Source organism: Streptomyces sp. YJ-C3, from assembly GCF_053891275.1.
In genome coordinates this window covers 6353589-6374477 of the sequence record NZ_CM132685.1, presented here as the reverse complement: position 1 = coordinate 6374477, position 20889 = coordinate 6353589, and the positions used below count along the sequence as shown (strand labels likewise).

At 72.7% G+C, this 20889-nt stretch carries 16 protein-coding genes; 5 read left to right on the top strand and 11 right to left on the bottom strand.

The features are described from left to right. Positions 1 to 44 precede the first annotated feature (44 nt). The gene (locus tag ACVHNB_RS28560) at positions 45 to 410 is read left to right on the top strand and encodes a GntR family transcriptional regulator (protein WP_428955671.1); all 366 of its coding nucleotides are present in this window, start codon (positions 45 to 47) and stop codon (positions 408 to 410) included. Between the two features lie 14 nt (positions 411 to 424). On the opposite strand, the gene ACVHNB_RS28555 is transcribed toward ACVHNB_RS28560, so the two are convergent. Continuing rightward, positions 425 to 1534, bottom strand: coding sequence for a DUF5925 domain-containing protein (locus tag ACVHNB_RS28555; RefSeq protein ID WP_428955672.1), 1110 nt, complete (start codon positions 1532 to 1534; stop codon positions 425 to 427). 189 nt (positions 1535 to 1723) lie between these two features. Here ACVHNB_RS28555 and ACVHNB_RS28550 point away from each other — a divergent pair, with 189 nt between their 5' ends. Then, positions 1724 to 3142 (top strand): GH39 family glycosyl hydrolase, encoded by a 1419-nt coding sequence (locus ACVHNB_RS28550; RefSeq protein WP_456226222.1) that lies wholly within the window; start codon positions 1724 to 1726, stop codon positions 3140 to 3142. 59 nt (positions 3143 to 3201) lie between these two features. Here the strand turns inward: ACVHNB_RS28550 and ACVHNB_RS28545 are convergent, their stop codons facing one another. The 6 genes from ACVHNB_RS28545 to ACVHNB_RS28520 form a co-directional block, all read right to left on the bottom strand. Next, entirely contained in the window at positions 3202 to 7140 is a 3939-nt protein-coding gene (locus ACVHNB_RS28545; protein ID WP_456226221.1) for a lipopolysaccharide biosynthesis protein, read from the bottom strand. Then, positions 7133 to 7954 (bottom strand): polysaccharide deacetylase family protein, encoded by an 822-nt coding sequence (locus tag ACVHNB_RS28540; protein ID WP_456226220.1) that lies wholly within the window; start codon positions 7952 to 7954, stop codon positions 7133 to 7135. The genes ACVHNB_RS28545 and ACVHNB_RS28540 overlap by 8 nt, the downstream gene beginning before the upstream one ends. Next, entirely contained in the window at positions 7951 to 8931 is a 981-nt protein-coding gene (locus ACVHNB_RS28535) for a glycosyltransferase (RefSeq protein WP_456226219.1), read from the bottom strand. The genes ACVHNB_RS28540 and ACVHNB_RS28535 overlap by 4 nt, the downstream gene beginning before the upstream one ends. A gap of 98 nt (positions 8932 to 9029) precedes the next feature. Next, a complete protein-coding gene (locus ACVHNB_RS28530; protein WP_456226218.1) occupies positions 9030 to 9863 on the bottom strand; it encodes a glycosyltransferase family 2 protein in 834 nt (277 codons plus the stop codon). Between the two features lie 393 nt (positions 9864 to 10256). Beyond that, entirely contained in the window at positions 10257 to 10670 is a 414-nt protein-coding gene (locus tag ACVHNB_RS28525; protein WP_456226217.1) for a hypothetical protein, read from the bottom strand. Between the two features lie 164 nt (positions 10671 to 10834). Further along, on the bottom strand, positions 10835 to 12052 hold the full coding sequence (locus tag ACVHNB_RS28520) for a S8 family peptidase (protein ID WP_428955679.1): 1218 nt from the start codon (positions 12050 to 12052) through the stop codon (positions 10835 to 10837). A gap of 288 nt (positions 12053 to 12340) precedes the next feature. On the opposite strand from ACVHNB_RS28520, the gene ACVHNB_RS28515 reads away from it, so the two are divergent. Beyond that, complete coding sequence (locus ACVHNB_RS28515; RefSeq protein ID WP_428955680.1) at positions 12341 to 13150, top strand: SGNH/GDSL hydrolase family protein; 810 nt, start codon at positions 12341 to 12343, stop codon at positions 13148 to 13150. A gap of 16 nt (positions 13151 to 13166) precedes the next feature. On the opposite strand, the gene ACVHNB_RS28510 is transcribed toward ACVHNB_RS28515, so the two are convergent. From ACVHNB_RS28510 to ACVHNB_RS28495, 4 genes are all read right to left on the bottom strand, one after another. Further along, a complete protein-coding gene (locus tag ACVHNB_RS28510) occupies positions 13167 to 14852 on the bottom strand; it encodes a serine/threonine-protein kinase (protein WP_456226216.1) in 1686 nt (561 codons plus the stop codon). 31 nt (positions 14853 to 14883) lie between these two features. Further along, positions 14884 to 16356, bottom strand: a complete 1473-nt coding sequence (locus tag ACVHNB_RS28505) for a nickel transporter (protein ID WP_456226215.1) — start codon at positions 16354 to 16356, stop codon at positions 14884 to 14886. Beyond that, on the bottom strand, positions 16356 to 17663 hold the full coding sequence (locus ACVHNB_RS28500; RefSeq protein ID WP_456226214.1) for a hypothetical protein: 1308 nt from the start codon (positions 17661 to 17663) through the stop codon (positions 16356 to 16358). The genes ACVHNB_RS28505 and ACVHNB_RS28500 overlap by 1 nt, the downstream gene beginning before the upstream one ends. An 88-nt stretch (positions 17664 to 17751) precedes the next feature. Next, positions 17752 to 19290, bottom strand: a complete 1539-nt coding sequence (locus tag ACVHNB_RS28495; protein WP_428955684.1) for a DUF4331 domain-containing protein — start codon at positions 19288 to 19290, stop codon at positions 17752 to 17754. Between the two features lie 181 nt (positions 19291 to 19471). Between ACVHNB_RS28495 and ACVHNB_RS28490 the strand changes: the two genes are divergently transcribed. Together ACVHNB_RS28490 and ACVHNB_RS28485 are read left to right on the top strand one after the other, a co-directional pair. Next, the gene (locus ACVHNB_RS28490) at positions 19472 to 20029 is read left to right on the top strand and encodes a sigma-70 family RNA polymerase sigma factor (protein ID WP_428955685.1); all 558 of its coding nucleotides are present in this window, start codon (positions 19472 to 19474) and stop codon (positions 20027 to 20029) included. Beyond that, positions 20026 to 20739 carry an anti-sigma factor gene (locus ACVHNB_RS28485; RefSeq protein WP_456226213.1) on the top strand — a complete coding sequence of 238 codons (714 nt, stop codon included), beginning with the start codon at positions 20026 to 20028 and terminating at the stop codon, positions 20737 to 20739. The genes ACVHNB_RS28490 and ACVHNB_RS28485 overlap by 4 nt, the downstream gene beginning before the upstream one ends. Positions 20740 to 20889 lie beyond the last annotated feature (150 nt).

Below are 20889 nucleotides of genomic sequence, written 5' to 3'. Positions count from 1 at the left end.
CCCGGGTGCCTCTCATTTTCCGGCGCTGCGGGACAATCGGGCGCGTGACCCTGAAGATCCGCATTGACGACAGCGCCGCACCCTACGAGCAGGTGCGGGCCCAGATCTCCGAGCAGGCCAGGGCCGGTGCCCTGCCCGTCGGCTACAAGCTGCCCACCGTCCGCGGCCTCGCCGAGGAGCTGGGACTCGCCGCGAACACCGTGGCCAAGGCGTACCGGGCGCTGGAGGCGGACGGGGTGATCGAGACGCGCGGGCGCAACGGCACGTTCGTCGCCGCCGCCGGGGACGCCGCCGAGCGCGAGGCGTCGGCCGCCGCGCAGGCCTACGCCGAACGGGCCCGCCGCCTCGGCCTGTCCGAGGCGGCGGCACTGGCCGCGGCCCGGGACGCGGTGCGCGCGGCCTACTCCTAGGCCGTGTCCGGCGGCTACAGGTACAGTCCCGCGTCCGCCCCGCCCCGCTGGTCCGGCACCGCCGTCGGGGAGACGCCCCGGCGCAGCGCGTACAGCTCGGCGAGGGTCGCGCCGTCGCGGCCGACGGCCTCCTCCCGGCCGGGCACGTCCTCGCCCAGCCAGTCCAGCGCCTCGCGGCGGGTCAGCGAACCCACCTCGATGCGGGCCAGGCAGCGGCCGGGGCGGACCACGGCGGGGTGCAGGCGCTCCAGGTCCTCGTTGGTGGTGACGCCCACCAGGACGTTGCGCCCCTGGCCGAGCAGGCCGTCCGTCAGGTTCAGCAGCCGGGAGAGCGCCTGGCCCGCCGTGTGCTTCGCCTCGCCGCGGATCAGCTCGTCGCAGTCCTCCAGGAGCAGCAGCCGCCAGCGGCCCTTCGCCGTCCCGTCGTCCTCGCCGATCGCGATGTCCATCAGGTAGCCGACGTCGGAGAACAGCCGCTCGGGGTCGAGCACGCAGTCGACCTGGCACCAGTCGCGCCAGGAGCGGGCCAGCGTGCGCAGCGCGGACGTCTTGCCCGTGCCCGGCGGGCCGTGCAGCAACAGCAGCCGGCCCGCGATGTCGTCCGGCCGCGTCTTCATCAGCCGGCCCATGGCCTCGGCGACCGGCTGCGTGTAGTTGGACCGCACCTCGTCCCACGTGCCCGCCGAGATCTGCCGGGTCGTGCGGTGCGGGCCGCGCCGCGGTGACACGTACCAGAACCCCATCGTCACGTTCTCCGGCTGCGGTTCCGGCTCGTCGGTCGCGCCGTCCGTCGCCTGCCCGAGGACCTTCTCCGCGAGCTCGGGCGTCGTCGCCGTCACGGTGACGTCCGCGCCGCGGTTCCACCGGGAGATCAGCAGGGTCCAGCCGTCGCCCTCGGCGAGCGTCGCGCTGCGGTCGTCGTCGCGCGCGGAGCGCAGGATGCGGGCGTCCGGCGGGAGCAGCGTGACCCCGGACCGGACCCGGTCGATGTTCACCGCGTGCGAGTGGGGCTGCTCGCCCGTGGCGAAGCGGCCGAGGAACAGCGCGTCGACGACATCGGCGGGCGAGTCGCTGTCGTCGACGCCCAGCCTGACCGGGAGCGCGTCGAATGGGTTCGCAGACATGCCGCCATGATCCGGCACGAACGGCCCGCTCGCACGGGAATTGCGCAGCGCGTCACAGGCGCACCGCGGCACGACGCACGCACCGGCGTGACGATCGCACCCGGGGGCGGCGTCCGCGGGCGGCCTGTGACGATCCTGTGGCAACGGAGCCTGTTCCTCCGTCAACTGGTCTCGTTACCCTTGCCCTTGATGGGACGTCATGAGTGGAATTCGGGGGTAGGGCGGTGGCGGCTCGCCGCTCTGCTCGGCGTGGGGGCGGCCGCTCTGGCTCTGGTGCTGACGGTGATCAGCACCCTTCCTGACAACCAGGGCAGCATCGCGGGCACCACGCCCGACGGCGACAAGGTGTACGGCACGCCGGCCGTGCCCTCCGCGACGGGCCCCGCGGTCGGATGGGGCTTCACCCACACCGAGCACTCCGCCGACGAGGGCTCCGGCGCGGCCACCGAGCGCGCCCAGAAGCTGCTCGGTGAACGGCCGCTGCCGCAGAACGAGGCCATCATGGGCTGGGGAGCGGACAACCCCGAGCCGGTGAAGGGGAGATACGACTTCGATGCGCTGGACAGCCGGATGGCCTTCATCCGCAACTCCGGCGGCACTCCGGTGATGACGTTGTGCTGCGCGCCGGACTGGATGAAGGGCGGCAGATCCGGCGTCGACCACACGAACTGGAGCCAGTCGAATCTGGAGAAGGCTCCCGACCCCGAGCACTTCCAGGACTACGCGAACCTCGCGGCCACGGTCGCCAAGCGCTACCCCGACGTACGGCACTTCATCGTGTGGAACGAGTTCAAGGGCTTCTGGAACGACGACGAGGACCGCTGGGACTACGAGGGCTACACCAAGCTCTACAACCTGGTCCACAGAGCGCTGAAGAAGGTCGACAAGGACATCAAGGTCGGCGGCCCCTACCTGGTGATGGACAGCCTCAGCCCGAAGCAGACCGAGGGCACGTCCGACGTCGCGAAGGGCGCCTGGGGGCGCATGGACCGGCGGATCGTCGACGCCTTCGACTACTGGAACAAGAACAAGGCGGGCGCCGACTTCGTCGTCGTCGACGGCTCCAGCTACACGAACGACGACGAGATGCTGCCCGACGAGTTCGCGGCCACCGACAAGTTCACGGCGGTCGGCAAGTGGATCGAGCGGGAGACCGGGAACCTGCCGCTGTGGTGGGCCGAGTACTACGTGGAACCCGCCGACAGCAACGACGACCGCAAGGGCTGGAGCGAGCCGCACCGCGTCGCCGTCCAGGCGGCCGGCCTGATGGCCATGGCCAAGGGCGGCGCCGTCTCCGGGTTCTACTGGAACCCCGAGACGGAGAAGGGCGGTTCGTGCGCCGGATGCATGTGGCGGCCCACGGACCGCGCCTCCGGGGGCGGACCGCTTCCCATGTACGACCTGGTGTCGCGGTTCAACGAGGAGTTCGGACCGGGGACGAGGTACGAGAGCGTGAAGGTCGCCGCCGACGACCGGCCCAACGTGCGGGTCCTCGCCGACGACAAAGCCGTCCTGGTGGTGAACACCCTGAACCGGGCCATCAGCGCGAAGGTCGACGGCAGACGGTTCCAGATGCAGGGGTACGAGGTGAAGTGGCTGCGGCGGTGAGGCGTCCGGCCGCACAACCGCTGCGGCGGTGAGGCGTCCGGCCCCACCGCCGGACCGGCCTACCGCAGGCCCATCGTGAGGAACCGCTGGATCAGCGACGCCAGGACCACCGCGAGCAGCGGCAGCGAGAACCAGAACGTGCTCTGCAGCCAGCGCAGTCGACGCACACTCGGACGCGCCGCCACCCGGACCACCTCGCGCGCCGTCAGCAGCACGATCAGGGCGAGCGCGGCGAGGCCGCCCACCACCGACCACGGCGTCCAGGTGATCTGGGGGCCGACCGGGCCCGGGTCGGCCTTCTCGACCGCGCCGGACGGCTCCGTGCGCAGCTGGTACATGGTCACGTCCTCGTTGACGTAGACCTTCTTCAGCTCCCGCCGCCCGTCGAGGTTCTGGACGAGCCGGGTCTGCCACGTCTTCGAGTAGCCGACGTCCAGCTGCAGATAGACGACCTGGCTCTTGTTGATCATCAGGTACGAGTTCGGGCCGGCGTTCTTGAGCGCCTTCACCAGGCCGCCGACCAGGACCGGATCGACGGGAGCCAGCGTCGGCACGTACTGGACCCGCTCCATGTCGCGGGCGCCCCACGGCAGCGACGGCGTCACGTTCTCGACGGTGTCGTTGCTCATCCACAGCAGCCGTACGGTCGGCTTGTCGTGGGCGTAGACGTAGTCCATCGCCGCGACCTCGCCGGGCCGGATCCGCTCGAACGGCTCGTTGCCCCAGCGGGCCACCAGGAAGCCGCCCATCAGCAGCAGCCCCGCCATCAGCGCGGCCAGCGGGGCGAGACTGACCCGGTCCCGGTCGCGCTCCTTCGAGGTCGCGCCGGTGCGCGGGAAGAGCGCGAGGCCGGCCAGGAGCGCGGCGCCGGGCAGGGCGAACATGAAGACCCGCAGTGCCATCTCGCCGCCGTACGACTGCATGCCGAAGCCCAGGAACGGGACGAAGGTCAGCACGACCAGTGACCGCTCGCGGTACTTCCAGTCGCGCCGCCGCCACCAGCCGTAGCAGGCGAACGCCATCACACCGCCGGCGAGGAGCACCCGGGTGTACAGGACGAGCTTGTGGGTCGAACTGCCGCCCTGGATCCGGCCGGAGACGGAGGACGAGACATTGCCGCCCACGCCGCCGACACCGCCGAAGAGATCGTTGAAGTGGCCCGACCAGTACGGCTCCGCGAGGAACCCGAGCCAGACGACGACGATGACGCCGAACAGCAGGGGCAGACCGCGCAGTTCACAGCGGCCCACCAGGACCAGCACCGCGAGGACGCCCAGCATCACGAACGGAGTGAGCTGGTGCGCCGGGACCGTCGCGGAGAACAGGGCGACGAGCACGACGAGCAGCACCGCACGCTGCCGGCGGTCCGTCGGCGCGACCTCCGTCTCGCCCGGCCGCCGCTTGGTCCACAGCACGCGCGGCGCCCGGAACCACACGAGCAGGACGGCCACGAACACCAGGTACAGGAGGTACGTGAAGCCCTGCGGTGAGAAGTAGTCCTGGCCCACCCAGCCGCTCAGCACGAAGATCCACAGGCCGCTCCACTTGGCCCGCCAGCTCGCCCGGACCGAGCGCAGCAACAGGAACATCGGGGCCAGGTAGAGGAGTTGGATGGCCAGCGGCCACCAGCGGATGACCTCGCCGAGATCGCTGACGCCGCACGCCTTCGCCAGGAACGCGGCCGCCGCGAAGAAGCCGGGCCAGCTCCAGCGGGCGTCCAGGTCGGGGACCGCCGAGCCGGTCCGGTCGATGTAGTCCATGAAGCCCAGGTGCTGCCAGGCCGTCGCGAACCGCGGCTCCGTCTCGATGACGGCGGGCAGCGCGTGCAGCGACACGACCGTCGCGAGCAGCGTCAGCAACAACAGCCGCTTGTGCGGGCGTTCGAGCCAGAGCAGGGACGCGAAGACGCCGATGAGCAGCGCGGCGCCGAGCAGCGTCACCGGGGACAGGACCGAGATCAGGCCGAGCCCGCCCATCTCGTCCAGGTCCGCGTCGCTCATCCCGAGGACCGGACCCCAGTACAGGCCGAGCGCCGCGACCAGCAGCAGCGCCAGGACGGCGACGGCCGGGGTCAGCCGGGCGCCGCGGCGGCCCGGTCCGGCCGGTTCGACGGCTTCGGCCGGCTCCGCGGGGAGACCGGACGCGGGCTCCGCCGGTTTCTCCGTGGTGAACGGCGCGTCGACACCCTCGTCCGGCCCGGGGTCCTCGGTGACCCGGCCCGCCGACAGATGCACGGTGTCCCGCGCCCCCGGCCCCCCGGACCCGCCCTCGCTGTGCCCGCCGCTCGACGCCTGCGACGCCGGTGACGCCGGTGACGCCGAGGCGGGCTCGTCCGGCGACGCCGTAGCGCGCTCCGGCAGCGGCGACGTGACCGCCCAGGTCGGCCGGTGCGTGCCGCGGGCCGGGGTGACCGGGCCCGGCCGGATGTCCGGGCGGCGCTCCTGATGGTCCAGGTTGAGCTGCACCGCGAGTTGCAGGGTGTCCGAGTCCATCGCGTTCCGCAGGGCCCACTTGGGGCCGTGCTTCTCCGCCGGGCCCGCCGGTACCTTCGGGGTGCCCAGATCGGCCAGGTCGCCGTCGGGCGCCGCGTCGTCGGCGAGCGGCGACGGGGCGGGAGCGGTGCGCACGACGCGCCACAGCCGGGGCGCCGCGATCGCCACGATCACGGCCAGCGACGAGATCTCCGCGACGCCCGCCCCCGTCAGCCCCATCCGGGGCAGGAGCAGCAGCGTCAGACCGAGCACGAGCACGCACAACAGGCCCTGCAGCCAGGCGAGTCCGGACGTCCGGCTCTGCGCGCGCAGCACCGCGAAGTACGTCTCCATGACCACGCGCAGCGCCGCGCCGACCGCGAACCAGCGCAGCAGCGGCGTCGCCGCCTCCGCGTAGTCCCGCCCGAACACGTGCAGCACGTACGGCGCGAGGACGAACAGCAGCACGCAGATCGGGATCATGATGCGGGCCATCCGGCGCAGCGCGGCCCGGGTGTTCGCGGCGAGCTGCGCCGGGTCGTGCGAGCCCTCCACGGTCAGCGACGCACCCATGTTGATCGCCAGCAGATTGACCGTGCCGCCGATCGTGGTGGTGATGTAGAAGTACGCGTTGTCGGCGGAGCTGACCTGCGAGGCGATGAGCACGGGCACGAGATAGACCACGGCCAGCGAGAACAGCGAGCCCGTGTAGTCGCCCGCGAGGAAACGCCCCATCTCGCGCAGCGTCGGCGGATCGGCCTTGCCGTCGGTGGCCTTGATGTGCCGGGGCACGAGCCGCCGGAAGACGAGCCAGCCCAGCGGCACCACGGAGAACGCGATCGCGACGACCCACGACACGAACACGCCGGTCGTCGGTACGGCCACGGCGAACGCCACGAGCAGGCCCAGCTTCACCGTGGAGAACACGGTGTTGCCGACGGGCACCCACAGCGCGCTGCGCAGCCCCGTCAGCACCCCGTCCTGGAGCGTGAGCAGCGACCAGGCCATGACGGCCGCGATGAACCCGATCCCGTTCACCGGACCGTGCAGGAACCGGTAGGACGGACCCCACATGTCGAGGGTGAGCAGGAAGACCAGCGCCGCGCACGCGACGGCGAGCGAACTGCCCGCGTACGTACGGAAGATGAATCTGCCCGTGGCGCGTCCGGCGATCGGGATGAAGCGGGCGAGCGCGCCGGTCAGCGTCACGGCGGTGAGGCCCGCGAGGAACTTCATCGCCGCGATCGCGGCGGAGCCCTGGCCGACCGAGTCCGCCGAGTAGTAGTGCGCGGCGGCCAGCCAGAAGCCGACGCCCAGGACGCCGGAGATGCCGGTGTTCAGCATCAGCGCATAGGCGTTGCGGAACAGCTGGTTACCGCCCCCCTGCCCCATGGCGTCCTTGTTGCCCTTCCTGCCGCGGCCCATGCCGGGCAGCCTGAGTCTGCGACCGGGCGGTGCCTGCGGCTCGGTCGTGGTTTTCGTCGGCGTGGCCGACGCGGCCTCGGCGGTGGTCGTCGTGTCAGACACGGGTACGGATTGCCTTCCGGCGGGTCTGTCGGGCTCTGCGGACCAGGGCGTACCCCTTGGTGAGGGCACGGTCCTTGGCGAAGGTGCGGCCGATCGCGCGGCCCTCGACCAGCCGCTCGAACTCGGCGGGGCCGGTGGACCGGCGCACGGTGACGCGCTCCAGGGCGTAGGGGCCCTGACGGCGGCGGGCGAGACCGTTGCCGACGGCGAGCGACTGGGCGAAGCCCCGGGCGCGCACCGCCTGCCGCACCCGGCGGTCGGAGTGACCGTACGGGTACGCGAAGGAGACGGGCGGCGCGCCCAGCTCCCCGTCGACGATCTCCTTGCACCGCCGTAGCTCGAACTCCAGCTCCGCGTCATCGAGTTGGTCAAGCTGCGGATGGGTGTGGCTGTGGCCGCCGATCTCCGTGCCCTGCGCGGCCAGTGCCCGCACCTGGTCCCAGTCGAGCATCGTGTCGAGCCCGCCGCCGGTGTCGTACGTGCCGCGCAGCCATCCCGTCGAGACGAACAGAGTGGACGCGAAGCCGTGCTTGGCGAGGACGGGCAGGGCGTGGCGGTGCACGCCCTCGTACCCGTCGTCGAAAGTGATCAGGACGGGCCGGTCGGGCAGCACCCGGCCGCCGCCGCGCCAGATCGCGGCGAGGTCGGCGGTGGTCAGCGGGGTGCACCGGTGATCGGCCAGGATCTCCATCTGCTCGGCGAACTGGCCGGGGGAGACGGAGAGCCCGCGGGTCGCGAGGCTCGGCTCGTCGGCGACCGCGTGGTACATCAGGATCGGGACGGGCGCCCCGTCCGCCGTCCGCCGCCCACTCATGCCGTCGCCTCCGCTTCCGCTCTCCCCTCGGCGTCCCCGCCGATCTCCACCACGGAGAAGCTCGCGCCCCCCTTGCGCGCCCGAAAACTCCCGAGAACGTACCCACCGGCCGCCGCCGCAACTCCGGCCACGATGGCCCCGGCCCGTCCCGCGCCGCCCGGCCGGGCGAGCACGAAGTCGCGCACCCCGCGGGCCACACCGGACGGCAGTACCCGTGTGGTGTACGCACGCTCGGACTCAAGTCCCTTGTCCGCGCCGACACTTCGGGCCACCAGGGCCTTCGACAGGCCCTCGGCGTAGGTCCGCGTACGGAAGTAGGCGAACCGCTCCCGCCCGGCCGGCACCCGGTGATGGATCACGGCGCGGTCGTCGATCAGCAGCACCGCGTCCGGTCTTGCCCGGCTGAGACGGATGCACAGTTCCGTCTCCTCGCAGCCCAGCGGGCGCTTGTCGCCGTCCCGGCCGATCCCCGTGGCGAAGCCGCCCGCCGCGTCGAAGGCGGTGCGCCGGAACGACGCGTTGCCGCCCAGCACGTTGCGCACCTCGACCTTGCCGCGCGGCAGCCCCTTGTAGGTGCAGCCCACGACCCAGTCGAACTCCTCGGGGAACCAGACCGGCCGGCGCCCCGACGCCCAGATGGGCTCGGTGCGCCCGCCGACCGCCATGACCCGCGGGTCGCTGTACCCGTCGGCGAAATGCCGCAGCCAGTGCCGCTCGGCCACCGCGTCGTCGTCGAGGAACGCGACGATCTCCCCGGCCGAGACGGCGATGCCGGTGTTGCGCCCGGCGGACAGGCCGCGCGGCCCCGCGTTCGCCAGCACCCGGACGCCTGCCGTCTCCTTGTACTCCTTGACGAGGCGGTCGAGCAGCGCCTGGTTGTGATCGACGACGAGCAGGGTCTCCAGCGCCGGGTACGACTGGGCGCGGACGGAGTCGACGGCGGCGAGGATGTCGGTCCAGCGGTCCTCGGTGTACACACAGATGACGACGGAGACGGTCGGCGGATCAGACCTCCGCGGCGGGGGAGGAGCGGGGTCCGGGGCGGCGCCCCGCGACCTCGTCCCATGACTGTCGGTCAAGACCCTTCCCCCCGGGCCAGGTTGAGCTGACCCGGAGCGGGGCGCCGGCGCAGGGCCCGGCGGTTCGACCGCTCCTTGAGGATCACCTTCAGCACGCGCAGCCCGTCCCGCACGGCGCGCAGATTGCTGGCGCCGTGGATGCGGAGGTACTCGTGGCTCGGGATCTCCTGGACCCGCAGGCCCGCCTTGACGACCCGGATGTTCATCAGGGTCTCCACCTCGAACCCGGTGCAGTCGAGGTCGATCTCGTCGAGGCAGTGCCGCCAGAACGCGTTGTACCCGTAGCACAGGTCGGTGTAGCGCGCCCCGAACTTGGCGTTGACGACCGAGCACAGCGCCCAGTTGCCGAGCTTGCGGATCGGCGTCATGTCGTCCGTGCCGCCGCCGTTGGCGAACCGCGAGCCCTTGGCGAAGTCGGCGCCGGACACCAGCGCCGACACATAGGAGACGATCTCCTGGCCGTCGGCGGAGCCGTCCGCGTCGACCATCACGATGATGTCGCCGGAGCAGGCCTCGAAGCCGGTGATCAGGGCATCCCCCTTGCCCTTCCCGCTCTGCGGCACGACGACGACCTCGGGCCACAGATCGCGGGCGACCTCGACGGTGTCGTCGGTGGAATTCCCGTCCACGAGAACGACTTCGTGGATCCATTCCGGCAGTGTCTTGAAAACGTAGGGAAGATTCTCCGCCTCGTTCATGGCGGGAATGACCACGCTGACCCGTGGCGCGATGGCCAGGTGCGTGGAGATAGCCCGGTACTGGGCGGGTATGCGCGACGGCGACGGAGCGGTCCCGTCAGGGATCTCCGGGCGCACAACGGAACTGGTCATGAGTCTGGTCCCTCTCGTCCGGTGGACCGCCCGCCCCCGGGCGGTCCGGCTGGAAGTCCGGTTCGAAAGGGGGGTTCTCACTTACGGCCATGGCGGAACGACTCTCCGCGCACGCCGGGTGAGCTGGCAAAACACACCGGTTGGTTGGACCGGTCGCGCGGCACGCGACTCGACGACCCACACAGCTGAGATGAGCGGCTCACCGAGCACGGCACCCCCCTACCGCGCCCCGCGCCGGACCGTCGCGACCTTGAGCCCTCCCCTAGATCGCATTGCGTGATGGACCGATGCGGGTGGATGTAAGACGGTATTGATGATTGAGACTGTATGGCAAGACCTGGAACGAGGCCTCACGTTTTTGTTGTTTTGACCTTTACCTGAACTGCTGTCCCTCTAGTGGAATTTGCCCATTCGTTTACGGAATCGGAAACTCCATTGAAGGAGGAAGGCGAGGGCGCTCGACGCCCCCACGGCGATCACCCCGCCGTCGACCGACCAGTGATGGGTCGCGAGCATGCCCTGGGCCACGAGCATCACCACGGCGATCGCGCCGGCGGCGGAAACGAGACATCGGGCCCATGGGTCGAAGCCGCGCAGGGCCGCGGCGAACGCGGCGCCGGGCGCGGCGAGCAGGAAGAAGAGCGCGAGCGGTCCACGCAGCGGTGATTGCGCGCCCGAGAGCGCCAGGACGAGGCCCGCGCCTCCCGCGACGACGCCCGCTCCCGCGAGCAGGTGCAGCGCGTCTCTGCCGGACGGTGCTTCCCCCGCACCGTCGGACGACGGTTGCTTGATCCCTATGGTCTGCATTGGCGACTTTGCCCCCCGACGCGCCGGATGCCGGGCTTCAATGTCGCGCAGCGGCGGGGGCGGCGTCAAGATGCGGCGGGTATGTGCGGAGTTCCCCAAAGGCGTCGGATGCCTCCGGGGAACTCCCTTACGTCATAGTTCAGTTGACGGATCCTCAGCCGCGACTACTGGACGATCTTCAGCAGCTTGTTCGGCGATCCGGAGCCCGGGCTGGTGACGACGCCCGAGGTGGCGCCGTTCACCAGCGCCGCGGCGACCTGGGCGGGCGTGGCACTGGTGTGGCCCGCCAGATAGACCGCGGCCGCGCCCGCGACGTGCGGTGTGGCCATCGACGTGCCGGAGATGGTGTTGGTCGCGGTGTCGCTGGTGTTCCAGCCCGCGGTGATCGAGACGCCGGGCGCGAACAGGTCGAGCACGGAGCCGTAGTTGGACCACGAGGCCTTCGCGTCGGTGTTGCTCGTGGCACCGACGGTGATGGCCTCGGTGACGCGGGCGGGCGACGAGGTGGACGCGTTGGCACCGGAGTTGCCGGCCGCGATCGCGTACGTGACGCCACTGGCGATGGAGTTGCGCACCGCCGTGTCGAGGGTGGTGCTGGTGCCGCCGCCGAGCGACAGATTGGCGACGGACGGTCCGCTGTGGTTCTTGGTGACCCAGTCGATGCCGGCGATGACGCCCGCGGTCGTGCCCGATCCGTTGTTGTCGAGCACGCGCACCGCCACGATCTTCGCCTTCTTGGCGACGCCGTAGGTGGTGCCCGCGATGGTGGTGGCCACATGGGTGCCGTGGCCGTTGCCGTCCTGGGCGACGTTGTCCCCGTCGACGGCGTCGTAGCCGTTCGAGGCGCGCCCGCTGATCTGGGAGTGCGTGATCCGTACGCCCGTGTCGATGACGTACGCCGTCACGCCGCTGCCCGCCGAGTCCGGGTAGGTGTACGTGCCGGACAGCGGCAGGGCGCTCTGGTCGATGCGGTCCAGGCCCCAGGGCGCGCCGGACTGGGTGGCGTCCACGTGCACGCGCTGGTTCTGCTCGACGGAGGCGACGGCCGGGTCGGCCGCGAGTCTGCCGGCCTCGGCCGCCGACAGACCGCTGACGGAGTAGCCGTTGAGGGCGGTGCGGAAGGTCTTCCTCACCGTGCCGCCGTACCCGGATATCAGGTCCTTGCCGTCGGCCGAGGCCGCCGTGACGCCGGCCGGGCTCTGCGCGGGCTTCCGAAGCGTGACGATGTAGCTGCCCTTGACCGCCTCGGCGGAGCCCGCCGTGAGGACCTTGCCCGTGGCCGGGGCGGCGGCCTGGGCGGGCAGGGCGGTCAGCGAGCCGAGCAGGCCGACGGCCGCCGCGGTGGAAGCGGCCGCAGTCACGAGTGCTTTGGAGAGTGCCATTACGAGGGAGTCCTCCTCATGGGCGGCGCGCGCCGGGCGACCGGCGCACGTCAGTGGGGGGTGCGCGCTGGGTGGCGCGCACGGGCCGTGGGAGTGCGGTGTTCCGTTCCCGGCCCGATCAGCAGACTCCCGGTGTCTACGGGCGTAGCTCAAGGAAATTGAGGGTATGTCATAACCCTGACATGTACCTGCAATTGAACGATCGACGAATGTCCGTCAAAGGTACTTCCCGGTAACTGTGTGACGTGCTACCACAGTTGTGGCAGAAATCCTGCTAAGGGAGGTTCCATGAGACGTTTCCGACTTGCGGCATACGTGACCTCGTTCCTCTTCGCCGCGACCGCCGCCCTCACCGGGGCGACGGCCGCGCAGGCGGCCGGAAGTGCCGCCGCCACCGGCTATGTGGCCCTCGGTGACTCGTACTCCTCCGGGGTCGGGTCCGGCAGTTACGACAGCGGCAGCGGCGACTGCAAACGCTCCACCAAGGCGTATCCGGCCCTGTGGGCGGCGGCCCACTCACCCTCCAGCTTCAACTTCACCGCGTGCTCGGGCGCTCGTACGGGTGATGTTCTCTCCGGTCAGCTCGGCCCGCTCGGCTCCGGCACCGGCCTCGTCTCCATCAGCATCGGAGGCAACGACGCCGGTTTCGCCGACGTCATGACGACCTGTGTCCTGCAGTCCGAGTCCACCTGCATCAACCGCGTCAACCAGGCGCGCTCGTACGTCACGTCGACCCTGCCCGGCAACCTCGACAAGGTGTACTCGGCGATCACCGCGAAGGCCCCGGCCGCCCACGTGGTGGTGCTCGGCTACCCCCGCTTCTACAAGCTCGGCGGGTCCTGCATCGCGGGCCTGTCCGAGGCGGAGCGCTCGGCGATCAACTCGGCCGCCGACCTGCTCAACTCCACCACCGCCAAGCGCGCCGCCGACCACGGCTTCACCTTCGGCGACGTGGCCGCCAAATTCAGCGGCCACGAGATCTGCTCCGGCAGCTCCTGGCTGCACAGCGTGAACTGGACGAACATCGGCGAGTCCTACCACCCGACCGCCGCGGGACAGTCGGGCGGCTACCTGCCCGTGCTCACGTCCGCTGCCTGAGATCCGTGCGCGCGCCCTAGTAACCGGGTGAACCGGTGGTGGCTCCGGTCGACGGGGTCACCACCTCACAAGTGACGGAATAGGCAACATAGTTGGAGGTGGCGGCGACCGGGCTGCGTACCTCGACGCCGATCTGGTTGCGCAGCGTCCCGCCCACCTCGTACGCCGTCTCCGTGGTGTCGACCGTACGGCTCCGCGCGTCGCCCGAGCCGAGACGCAAGGTCTTCCAGCCCGGCTCCGACGGCTCCCCGCTCTTCGTGACCCACCGGTACTCGACCACGGCCGGAGTGCGCCCCACCGTGATCGTCGCCGCGAACGCCGGTGCCTGCGCCGCCGGTGGCGGACACGCCCCGGAGTAGCTGTCCCGCACCGCGCTGACGCTGACCCGCACGGACTGGGCCGGGGTCGTGGTGTGCCCGCCCCCGCTCGCGCCGCTCCCGCTCGAACTGCTCCCGCCGGAACCGCTGGTGCCGCCACCCGAGCCGCCGCTGCCGTCGGCGGAACCGGAGCTGCCGCCGCCCGAGCCGCCGCCGGAGCTCCCGCCGCCGCTCGAACCGCCCCCGCCGGAGCCGCCGCTGCCGCCCCCGTCCGACGTGCCCCCGCCGGTCCCTCCGCCGCCGTCGTCCCGGTTGACCAGCGCGTACGTGAGGCCGCCGATGGCGAGCAGCAGGACCACGATGCCGGACATGAGGGCGAGCGAGGCGCGCCGCGCGGAGCGCTGAGCCGTGTCGGCGGTGTCCGTCGTCGCGGTGGTCGCCGCCCCGGCGCCGAGCGGTGCCGCGACCGGCCCGGGCGGCGGGAGCGTCGGCCGCCGCAGCGAGGTCACCGTCGGCATGCCCGCCGTGGGCGACGCCTGCACCGGGCCCCCGCGCAGGGTCCCGCCCGCGCCGATGACCCGCAGGTCGCGCTCCGCGTCCGCCGCGGAGGTCCGCTCGGCCGGATCCTTGCGCAGCAGGCCCTCGATGACCGGCGTGAGCGCCCCCGCCCGGCGCGGCGGCGGCAGTTCCTCGTCGACGACCGCCCGCAGTGTGCTCAGCGGTGTGTCCTGCCGGAACGGCGAATGCCCCTCCACGGCCGCGTACAGCAGCACCCCCAGGGACCACAGGTCGGACTCGGGGCCCGGGGTACGCCCCAACGCCCGCTCCGGAGCGAGGAACTCGGGCGATCCGATGACCTCCCCGGTCATGGTCAGGGCCTGGGTGCCCTCGACCATGGCGATGCCGAAGTCGGTGAGCACGATCCGGCCGTCGTTCGACAGCAGGACGTTCCCGGGCTTCACGTCGCGGTGCAGCACGCCCGCGTCGTGCGCGGCGCGCAGCGCGGCCAGGACCTCGGCGCCGATGTGCGCGGCGCGCTGCGGGGACACGGGACCCTCGGCGTCGAGCTGGTCGGCGAGCGAGACCCCGCGCACCAGCTCCATGACGATCCACGGCCGGCCGTCCTCGGTGGCGACGTCGTACAGCGTCACCACGTTCCGGTGCGCGACACGGGCGGCGGCCCACGCCTCCCGTTCCAGCCGCGCGTACATCCGCTCGACATCGGCCGTCGGCAGCCCGTGCGGGGCCCGCACCTCCTTCACGGCGACCTCGCGCCCGAGCACCTCGTCGCGGGCCCGCCACACGGTGCCCATCCCGCCCTCGCCGAGCGGGTCGAACAGCCGGTACCGCCCCGCGACCACACGCTCACCCACGGGTGCCCCCATTCGCGGCAAGACAAGTCTGAACAAAAGTAGCTCAACCGAGCGCCGTTGCAGCCCCCTTGAAGACCAATCCGCACCCGAGGGCGAGGACGACACACGCCGAGCCGAAGGGCACGAGGCGCTGCGCCGCCCGACGGGTGCGTGTGCGGGTCCCGGCGATCCTGCGGGCCGCGAACGCCCCCGCCCGCACGACGACGAACCCGGCCGCGGTCAGCGTGACCGCGAGCCCGGCCCCGTACGCGACCACGAGCAGCAGCCCGAACCAGGCCTGCCCCAGCGCGGCGGCGCCGACCAGTACGACGACGGCGGACGGGCTGGGGACGAGGCCACCGGCGAAGCCGAGGAAGAGCGCGCCGCGCAGGCCGGGCCCCGAGGGGTGGTGGTGCGCATGGCCGTGATCATGGTCATGGTGGTGACCGTGCGGGTGTGAAGGGCCGTGCGGACGGCTCCTGTTGCGCCAGGCCCTGCGGACGAGCGTCACGCCCGCCGCCGACACCAGGACGCCGCTGGCCACACCGAGCCAGGCCACGACGGACGGCGCCGCCGCCGAGCCGCCGACGACCAGGGCGCCGAGGGCGACCACGCCGAGGGTGTGCGTCACCGTGACCGAGGCGGCCAGCGGGAGGACGTCGCGCGGCCGGGCCCGGCCGCGGGCGGCCGCCGTCGCCGCCATCAGGGTCTTGCCGTGGCCCGGTGCCAGCGCGTGCAGGGCGCCCAGCACGAGGGCGGCGGCCAGCGCGAGCGCGGCGAACCCCGGAGTGAGGTCGTGCCGGGCGACGAGCCCGGTCAGCGCGCTCGTCCACCGGTCGGCGCCGCGCGGCAGCACGCTCGTCGCCGCGGGCCCGTCCGGTCCGCCGTCGCGCAGTGCCGGTCCACCGGGGGTGACGCGCAGCGCGGCCGCGGTGGTCCGCGGCGGCGAGTTCAGCAGGTCCCGCGGGTAGCGGGTGAGGCGCTGCGAGACGGAGACGCGGGGGACGTCGCTGCGGCTGAGGGTGGTGCGGTCGCCGCGGGCGGTGATCTCGTGCCAGCCGGGACCCGGCCGCGGCGGCGCCCGGAAGGAGACGGCCGTGGCGTCCCGGTCCCGGGGCAGCGGGGCGGTCGCCTCGCACTCCACGCGGAGGGTGCGCAGGCCGGCCTGGCCGGGGCGGTACGTGGCGCGGCTGGAGCGCAGCGCGACGGGCGTGCCGCTGCCGTCGACGCGGAGGCGGGTGTCCCGGACCGCGGCCAGACACCGCTCCCGGGCCCAACTCGCCGTTCCCGAGCGCTCGATGGCCGGTCCGGTCTGCGTCGCGGGGATCTCGGCGAGGTCCTCGACGTGGCTGACGCGGAGCCGGCCGGGGGCCGTGACGAGGCCGTCGTACGTATTGGTGGTGAAGTTCCCGAGGGGGTGGGCGTGCGCCTCGGGGGCGGCGGGGAGCAGCAGGAGGAGGGTGAGGGCGGCGACGAGGGTGAGGGCGGCCCACCCCGGCGGACGCCTCCTTCGGCCCCCAGGCGGGAGCGACGACATCACGACGCACCCCGCAGCAGACGACGCGCCTCGACGGCCCCCACCGGCGAGAACCCGGGGTTCAGCCGCACCGCACGGCCCAGCCACTCCCGCCGCTCCGCACCGCGCGCGACCACGCCGCGGTGGTAGAAGAAGGACGCCTCGCGGAACCCGGTCCGCGTGGCGATGCGGGCGTAGCGCAGGGCCTCGCCGTCCCGCCCGTTCACATGCAGCGCCCACGCCAGCGCGTCCGCCGTGTGCACGGTGTGCCGCCGGTCCCACTCGGCCCGCGCGGCCCGCAGCGCGGCGGCCCGGTCCCCGTGGTCCGCCGCGGCGAGCGCCGTGTCGAGGTCGACGTCCACGCCGTTGGCCCGGGCCAGCCCGGTCCACGCCGACACCAGCGCGTACTGCTCCCGGGCCGACGACCTCTCGCCCCGCGCCTCGTACAGTTCGCCGAGCGCGACCAGCGGGCCCGGCAGCGGGTACCGCGCCACCACGTCCCGCAGGTCCCGCACCGCGCCGGCCGTGTCACCCCGCCCGGCCCGTGCCCGCGCCCGGCACTCCAGCGCCGCCACGTACCCCGGGTCCGCGCGCAAGGCCCGACCGCACCGGCGCAGCGCCGTGCCGGTGTCGCCCTGGCGCCAGGCGAGCTGACCCAGGGAGGTCGCGACGTACGCGACATCGCCGGGCGCCGTCGCCCCGGCGAGGGCCCGCTCCAGCGCGCGCCGCGCCCCGGCCACGTCGCCGCGCAGTTCGCGTACGTAGGAGAAGCGGGTGAGGACGGGGACCCCGGGCCGCCGCGCGTCCGCCTCGTCCGCGGCATGCTCCGCCTCCGCGTACCGGCCCAGCTCGACGAGCGCGTCGATCCGGGTGGACAGGGCGCGCTCGCCGTACGGATTCACGGCGAGCGCCCGGCGGGACTCGCGCAGCGCCCCCTGGAAGTCGTGCCGGGCCGCGGCGAGGGCGGCGCGTCCGGCGAGGGCGGCGTCGTTGTCGTCGCGGCGCAGCTTCAGGGAGCGGGCCAGGGCCCGGTCCGCCTCCGCGTACCGCGACGGGTCGCCCTGGGTGCGGGCCTGTTCGACGTACGCCGTGCCCAGGGCCGCCCATCCGGCGAAGTCCCGGGGCTGGGAGCGCAGCCGGGCCTGCAACGCGCGCACGCCCTCGTCGAGTCCGCCGGTGCCGAGGCCCGGCAGCGGTGCGGCGGGCGCGACGGCGGCGGGCGCGGAGGGCTGTCCGCCGCTCCCGCCGATCGCCACCGCGCCCCCGGTGAGCGCGAGCGCCAGCGCGCACGCGGCGACGGCGGTGCGTCCTGACAAGCGCGGAGCCATGGACCGAGCCTTTCTGTGTGATCCGCGAAGGAGGGGAAGACGCGGCCCGCGGGGGGACCTCACACGGACCGCGCCGTATGTGGAGGGGTCAGCCGGCGGTGCGCCGCCGCCCCCGTGCCCGCCACCACGCGAGCCCGAGCCCGACGAGCAGCACGCCCGCGACCCCGGCCGCGGCCGACGCGAGCACCAGGGTGCCGTCGTCGTCGGACGTCGAAGTCCCGCTCAGGGCACCGCCGTTGAGGGCGCTGCGGCCCGTCTCGTCGCCGCTGCGCCGCGTGGCCAGCGGGCCGCGCGACCCGGATGCGGGCAGTGCCACGTACGGGAAGGAGTCGCCGAACTTCCGGTCGTTGGTGTTCACCGCGTCGCCCAGGTCGTTCTTGTTCCCGAGGAGTTCGCCCTCGACGGCCTGCAGTTCGATGTCGACGACGTCGTCGGTGAGCCGGCGCCCGTTCGGGAACCCTGCGTTGTCCCCGTCGAGCACACCGAGCCGCTTGGGCGAACTCGCCGGTTCGACAGATGTGTTGAGCCGGAGCATCTCGGCGGGCCGCACGCCCGGCGGCTGCGTCAGGCCCTTCACGCCGGTGAGGAACACCGACACCAGGTCGTCGCGGGGCTCGGCCGGGGCCTTCAGCTTGTAGACGGACTCCAGGAGCCTCGGCAGCTCGGGCTTGGTGACGTAGGGCAGGAAGTCCGCGTCGTTCCACGGGTGCGAGGCGTTGAACTCGTCCTTGTCCTTCTGCGGGATCACCAGCTCGTTGACCAGCGGCGAGCCGAGCCGGGACACCTGGGTCCAGCCGCCCTTCGCGTTCTTGCGCTGGGTCGTCGACCAGACGCCGATGACCGGCTGCCGCGCCGACTGCCGCAGGGACGCCGTCGGGACCTGGAGCGCGATCGTGTTGACGTTGTAGCCGGCGAGGGTGTCGCGGCCGACCTCCGACAGATTGCCGCCGTAGAGCAGGTCGAACACCCGCAGGTCGAGGAAGAAGGGGTCGTCGGCCTGCCCGGCGAACGCGGTGCCGCCGCCCTTGACCGGGCGTATCGCCTGGTCGCGCAGCGTCTTGTAGTCCGGCATCGAGGCCTTGCCCACGTTCGACGGCGCGACCGGCACGTCGTGCGCGACCCTCGAAGTGGACACCACCTTCTGGTCCTTGAGCTTCAGGAGGTCGATGGCGTAGGTCTGCGTGACGTTGAGGTCCGGGTCGTCGAGGCCGGTGACCGGGCCCGTGTTGTAGAGGAACGTGTCGCCGTTCTTCGTCCGGGTGTCGAACGTCCAGCGGTAGATCAGATCGCCCTGCCCGTCGCCGTCGCTGTCGATGTGGATGTCGTGCTGGGACTCCTCGGCGAACGGATAGAAGTTCGGTCCGCCCGCGGGTTCCTCGAACGGCAGCCAGTTCGCGACGAGCGTCGTCGTGTCCGGCCTGTCGGGGCTGACGAACGCGTACACGTCCGTGTTGTCGTGCTGCGGGTCCCCCGAGATCAACGGGGCCTCCCGGTGACTGGAGGCGTGGGCCGTCCCGGGCCGCAGTGCGGTCGACCCGGCGGCCGCCAGCCCCCCTGCGGCCAGGGCGCCGGTGACGAGCGCGGCCAGGGAACGAACTCCCCGGCGATTCGCGGTAGTTGACTTCATCGCGTCCGATCCTCCGTACTCGGCGCCCGCACCGCGCGAGCCTCTCGACGGCCATTCGGGACCGGGGGCGCGACGGATTGGTCCGGGATTCCGGCGAGCCGCACCCATCCGCCCGTACCCCTGCCTCCGAACCACCTCCGGCGGCAGACTGTGTGCGCGGACGGGAACGATGGGGGACCGCATGGACGGGGTGGACACCACCGACGAACTGCTCGTCCGGGTCGGACGCGGCGACCACCGCGCCTTCGAGGAGCTGTACGAGAAGGTGTCGGGCCCCGTGTTCGGGCTCGTACGGCGGGTGCTGCGCGACCCCGCGCAGTCCGAGGAGGTGACGCAGGAGGTGCTCCTCGAACTGTGGCGCACCGCCGGCCGCTACGACCCCGCCCGCGGCGCCGCCCTCTCCTGGGTCCTCACGCTCGCCCACCGCAGGGCCGTCGACCGGGTGCGCAGCGTGCGCGCCGCGGGGGAGCGCGAGCAGCGCGTCGCCCGACGCGCGGACACCCCCGCCTTCGACCAGGTCGCCGAGGAGGTCGAGAGCCGCCTCGAGCGGGACTGGGTGCGCCGCTGCCTCGGCCGCCTCACCGACCTCCAGCGCCAGGCCGTCACCCTCGCCTACTACGACGGCTACACCTACACCGAGGTCGCCCGCCGTCTGTCCGTGCCGCTCGGCACCGTCAAGACCCGGATGCGCGACGGGCTGCTGCGCCTGCGCGCCTGCCTGGAAGGGGCCGCGGCGTGAGCCGCCCCTTCCGGCCGCGTGGCCTCCACTCACTGGCGGCCCCGTACGCCCTCGACGCGCTCGCCCCGCGCGAACTCGCCCGCTTCGAACGGCATCTGGCCCGCTGCGAGCCCTGCTCCGCCGAGGTGCGGGAGCACGCCGCCGGCGCCCTGCGGCTCGCCCGCGCGAGTGCGGCCCCGGCCCCGCCCGGCCTGCGCGACCGCGTCCTGGCCGCCGCACGCGTCCTGGAACAGGAACCGGCCCCCGCACGGTCGGCCCCGGTGGCCCGGCCGCGCCGCGCCCTCCTCGTGCCGCTCGCCGCGGGCGCCGCCGTGCTCGCGCTCGTCGCGGCGGCGCTGCTCGGGGCCGAACTGACCCGCACTCAGGACAGGCTCGACGCGGAGCGGTCCGCGGCACGTGAGATCGCCCACGTTCTCGCCGCGCCGGACGCCCGCGCGGCGCGCGCCGACGGGCTGTCCGTCGTCGCCTCGGCCGAGCGCCGCAGCGCCGTGATCACCGTCACGGATCTCCCCGCCCCGCCGCGCGGCAGCGACCACCAGCTCTGGCTGATGTCCGCCTCGGCACCGCCGCGTTCCCTCGCCGTGCTGCCCGACCAGGGCCCCGACACGCCCATGGTCGCCTCCGGCTTGACCTCGACGGCTTCCTCACTCGCTGTCACGACCGAGCCGGACGGCGGCTCCGCGCGCCCCACAAGTGCCCCGCTTGTCTAACTCGCCCTGGAATCAGTTGGATTCGGAGAGTAACCATCAGGGGTACGTCAACCTCCCTACGGGGTACGTGAATCCCCGGACCGGGATACACGAGTGTCGCGCTGGGGCGATAGGGTTAACCTGCCCGGGCCGGGTGCCCTCGTACGGGTG

Coding starts and splice junctions, on each gene's coding strand:
- ACVHNB_RS28555 (WP_428955672.1), bottom strand. CDS start 1,534: ATGTCTGCGAACCCATTCGACGCGCTCCCGGTCAGGCTGGGCGTCGAC.
- ACVHNB_RS28550 (WP_456226222.1), top strand. CDS start 1,724: ATGGGACGTCATGAGTGGAATTCGGGGGTAGGGCGGTGGCGGCTCGCC.
- ACVHNB_RS28540 (WP_456226220.1), bottom strand. CDS start 7,954: ATGAGTGGGCGGCGGACGGCGGACGGGGCGCCCGTCCCGATCCTGATG.
- ACVHNB_RS28530 (WP_456226218.1), bottom strand. CDS start 9,863: ATGACCAGTTCCGTTGTGCGCCCGGAGATCCCTGACGGGACCGCTCCG.
- ACVHNB_RS28525 (WP_456226217.1), bottom strand. CDS start 10,670: ATGCAGACCATAGGGATCAAGCAACCGTCGTCCGACGGTGCGGGGGAA.
- ACVHNB_RS28520 (WP_428955679.1), bottom strand. CDS start 12,052: ATGGCACTCTCCAAAGCACTCGTGACTGCGGCCGCTTCCACCGCGGCG.
- ACVHNB_RS28515 (WP_428955680.1), top strand. CDS start 12,341: ATGAGACGTTTCCGACTTGCGGCATACGTGACCTCGTTCCTCTTCGCC.
- ACVHNB_RS28510 (WP_456226216.1), bottom strand. CDS start 14,852: ATGGGGGCACCCGTGGGTGAGCGTGTGGTCGCGGGGCGGTACCGGCTG.
- ACVHNB_RS28505 (WP_456226215.1), bottom strand. CDS start 16,356: ATGTCGTCGCTCCCGCCTGGGGGCCGAAGGAGGCGTCCGCCGGGGTGG.
- ACVHNB_RS28500 (WP_456226214.1), bottom strand. CDS start 17,663: ATGGCTCCGCGCTTGTCAGGACGCACCGCCGTCGCCGCGTGCGCGCTG.
- ACVHNB_RS28495 (WP_428955684.1), bottom strand. CDS start 19,290: ATGAAGTCAACTACCGCGAATCGCCGGGGAGTTCGTTCCCTGGCCGCG.
- ACVHNB_RS28490 (WP_428955685.1), top strand. CDS start 19,472: ATGGACGGGGTGGACACCACCGACGAACTGCTCGTCCGGGTCGGACGC.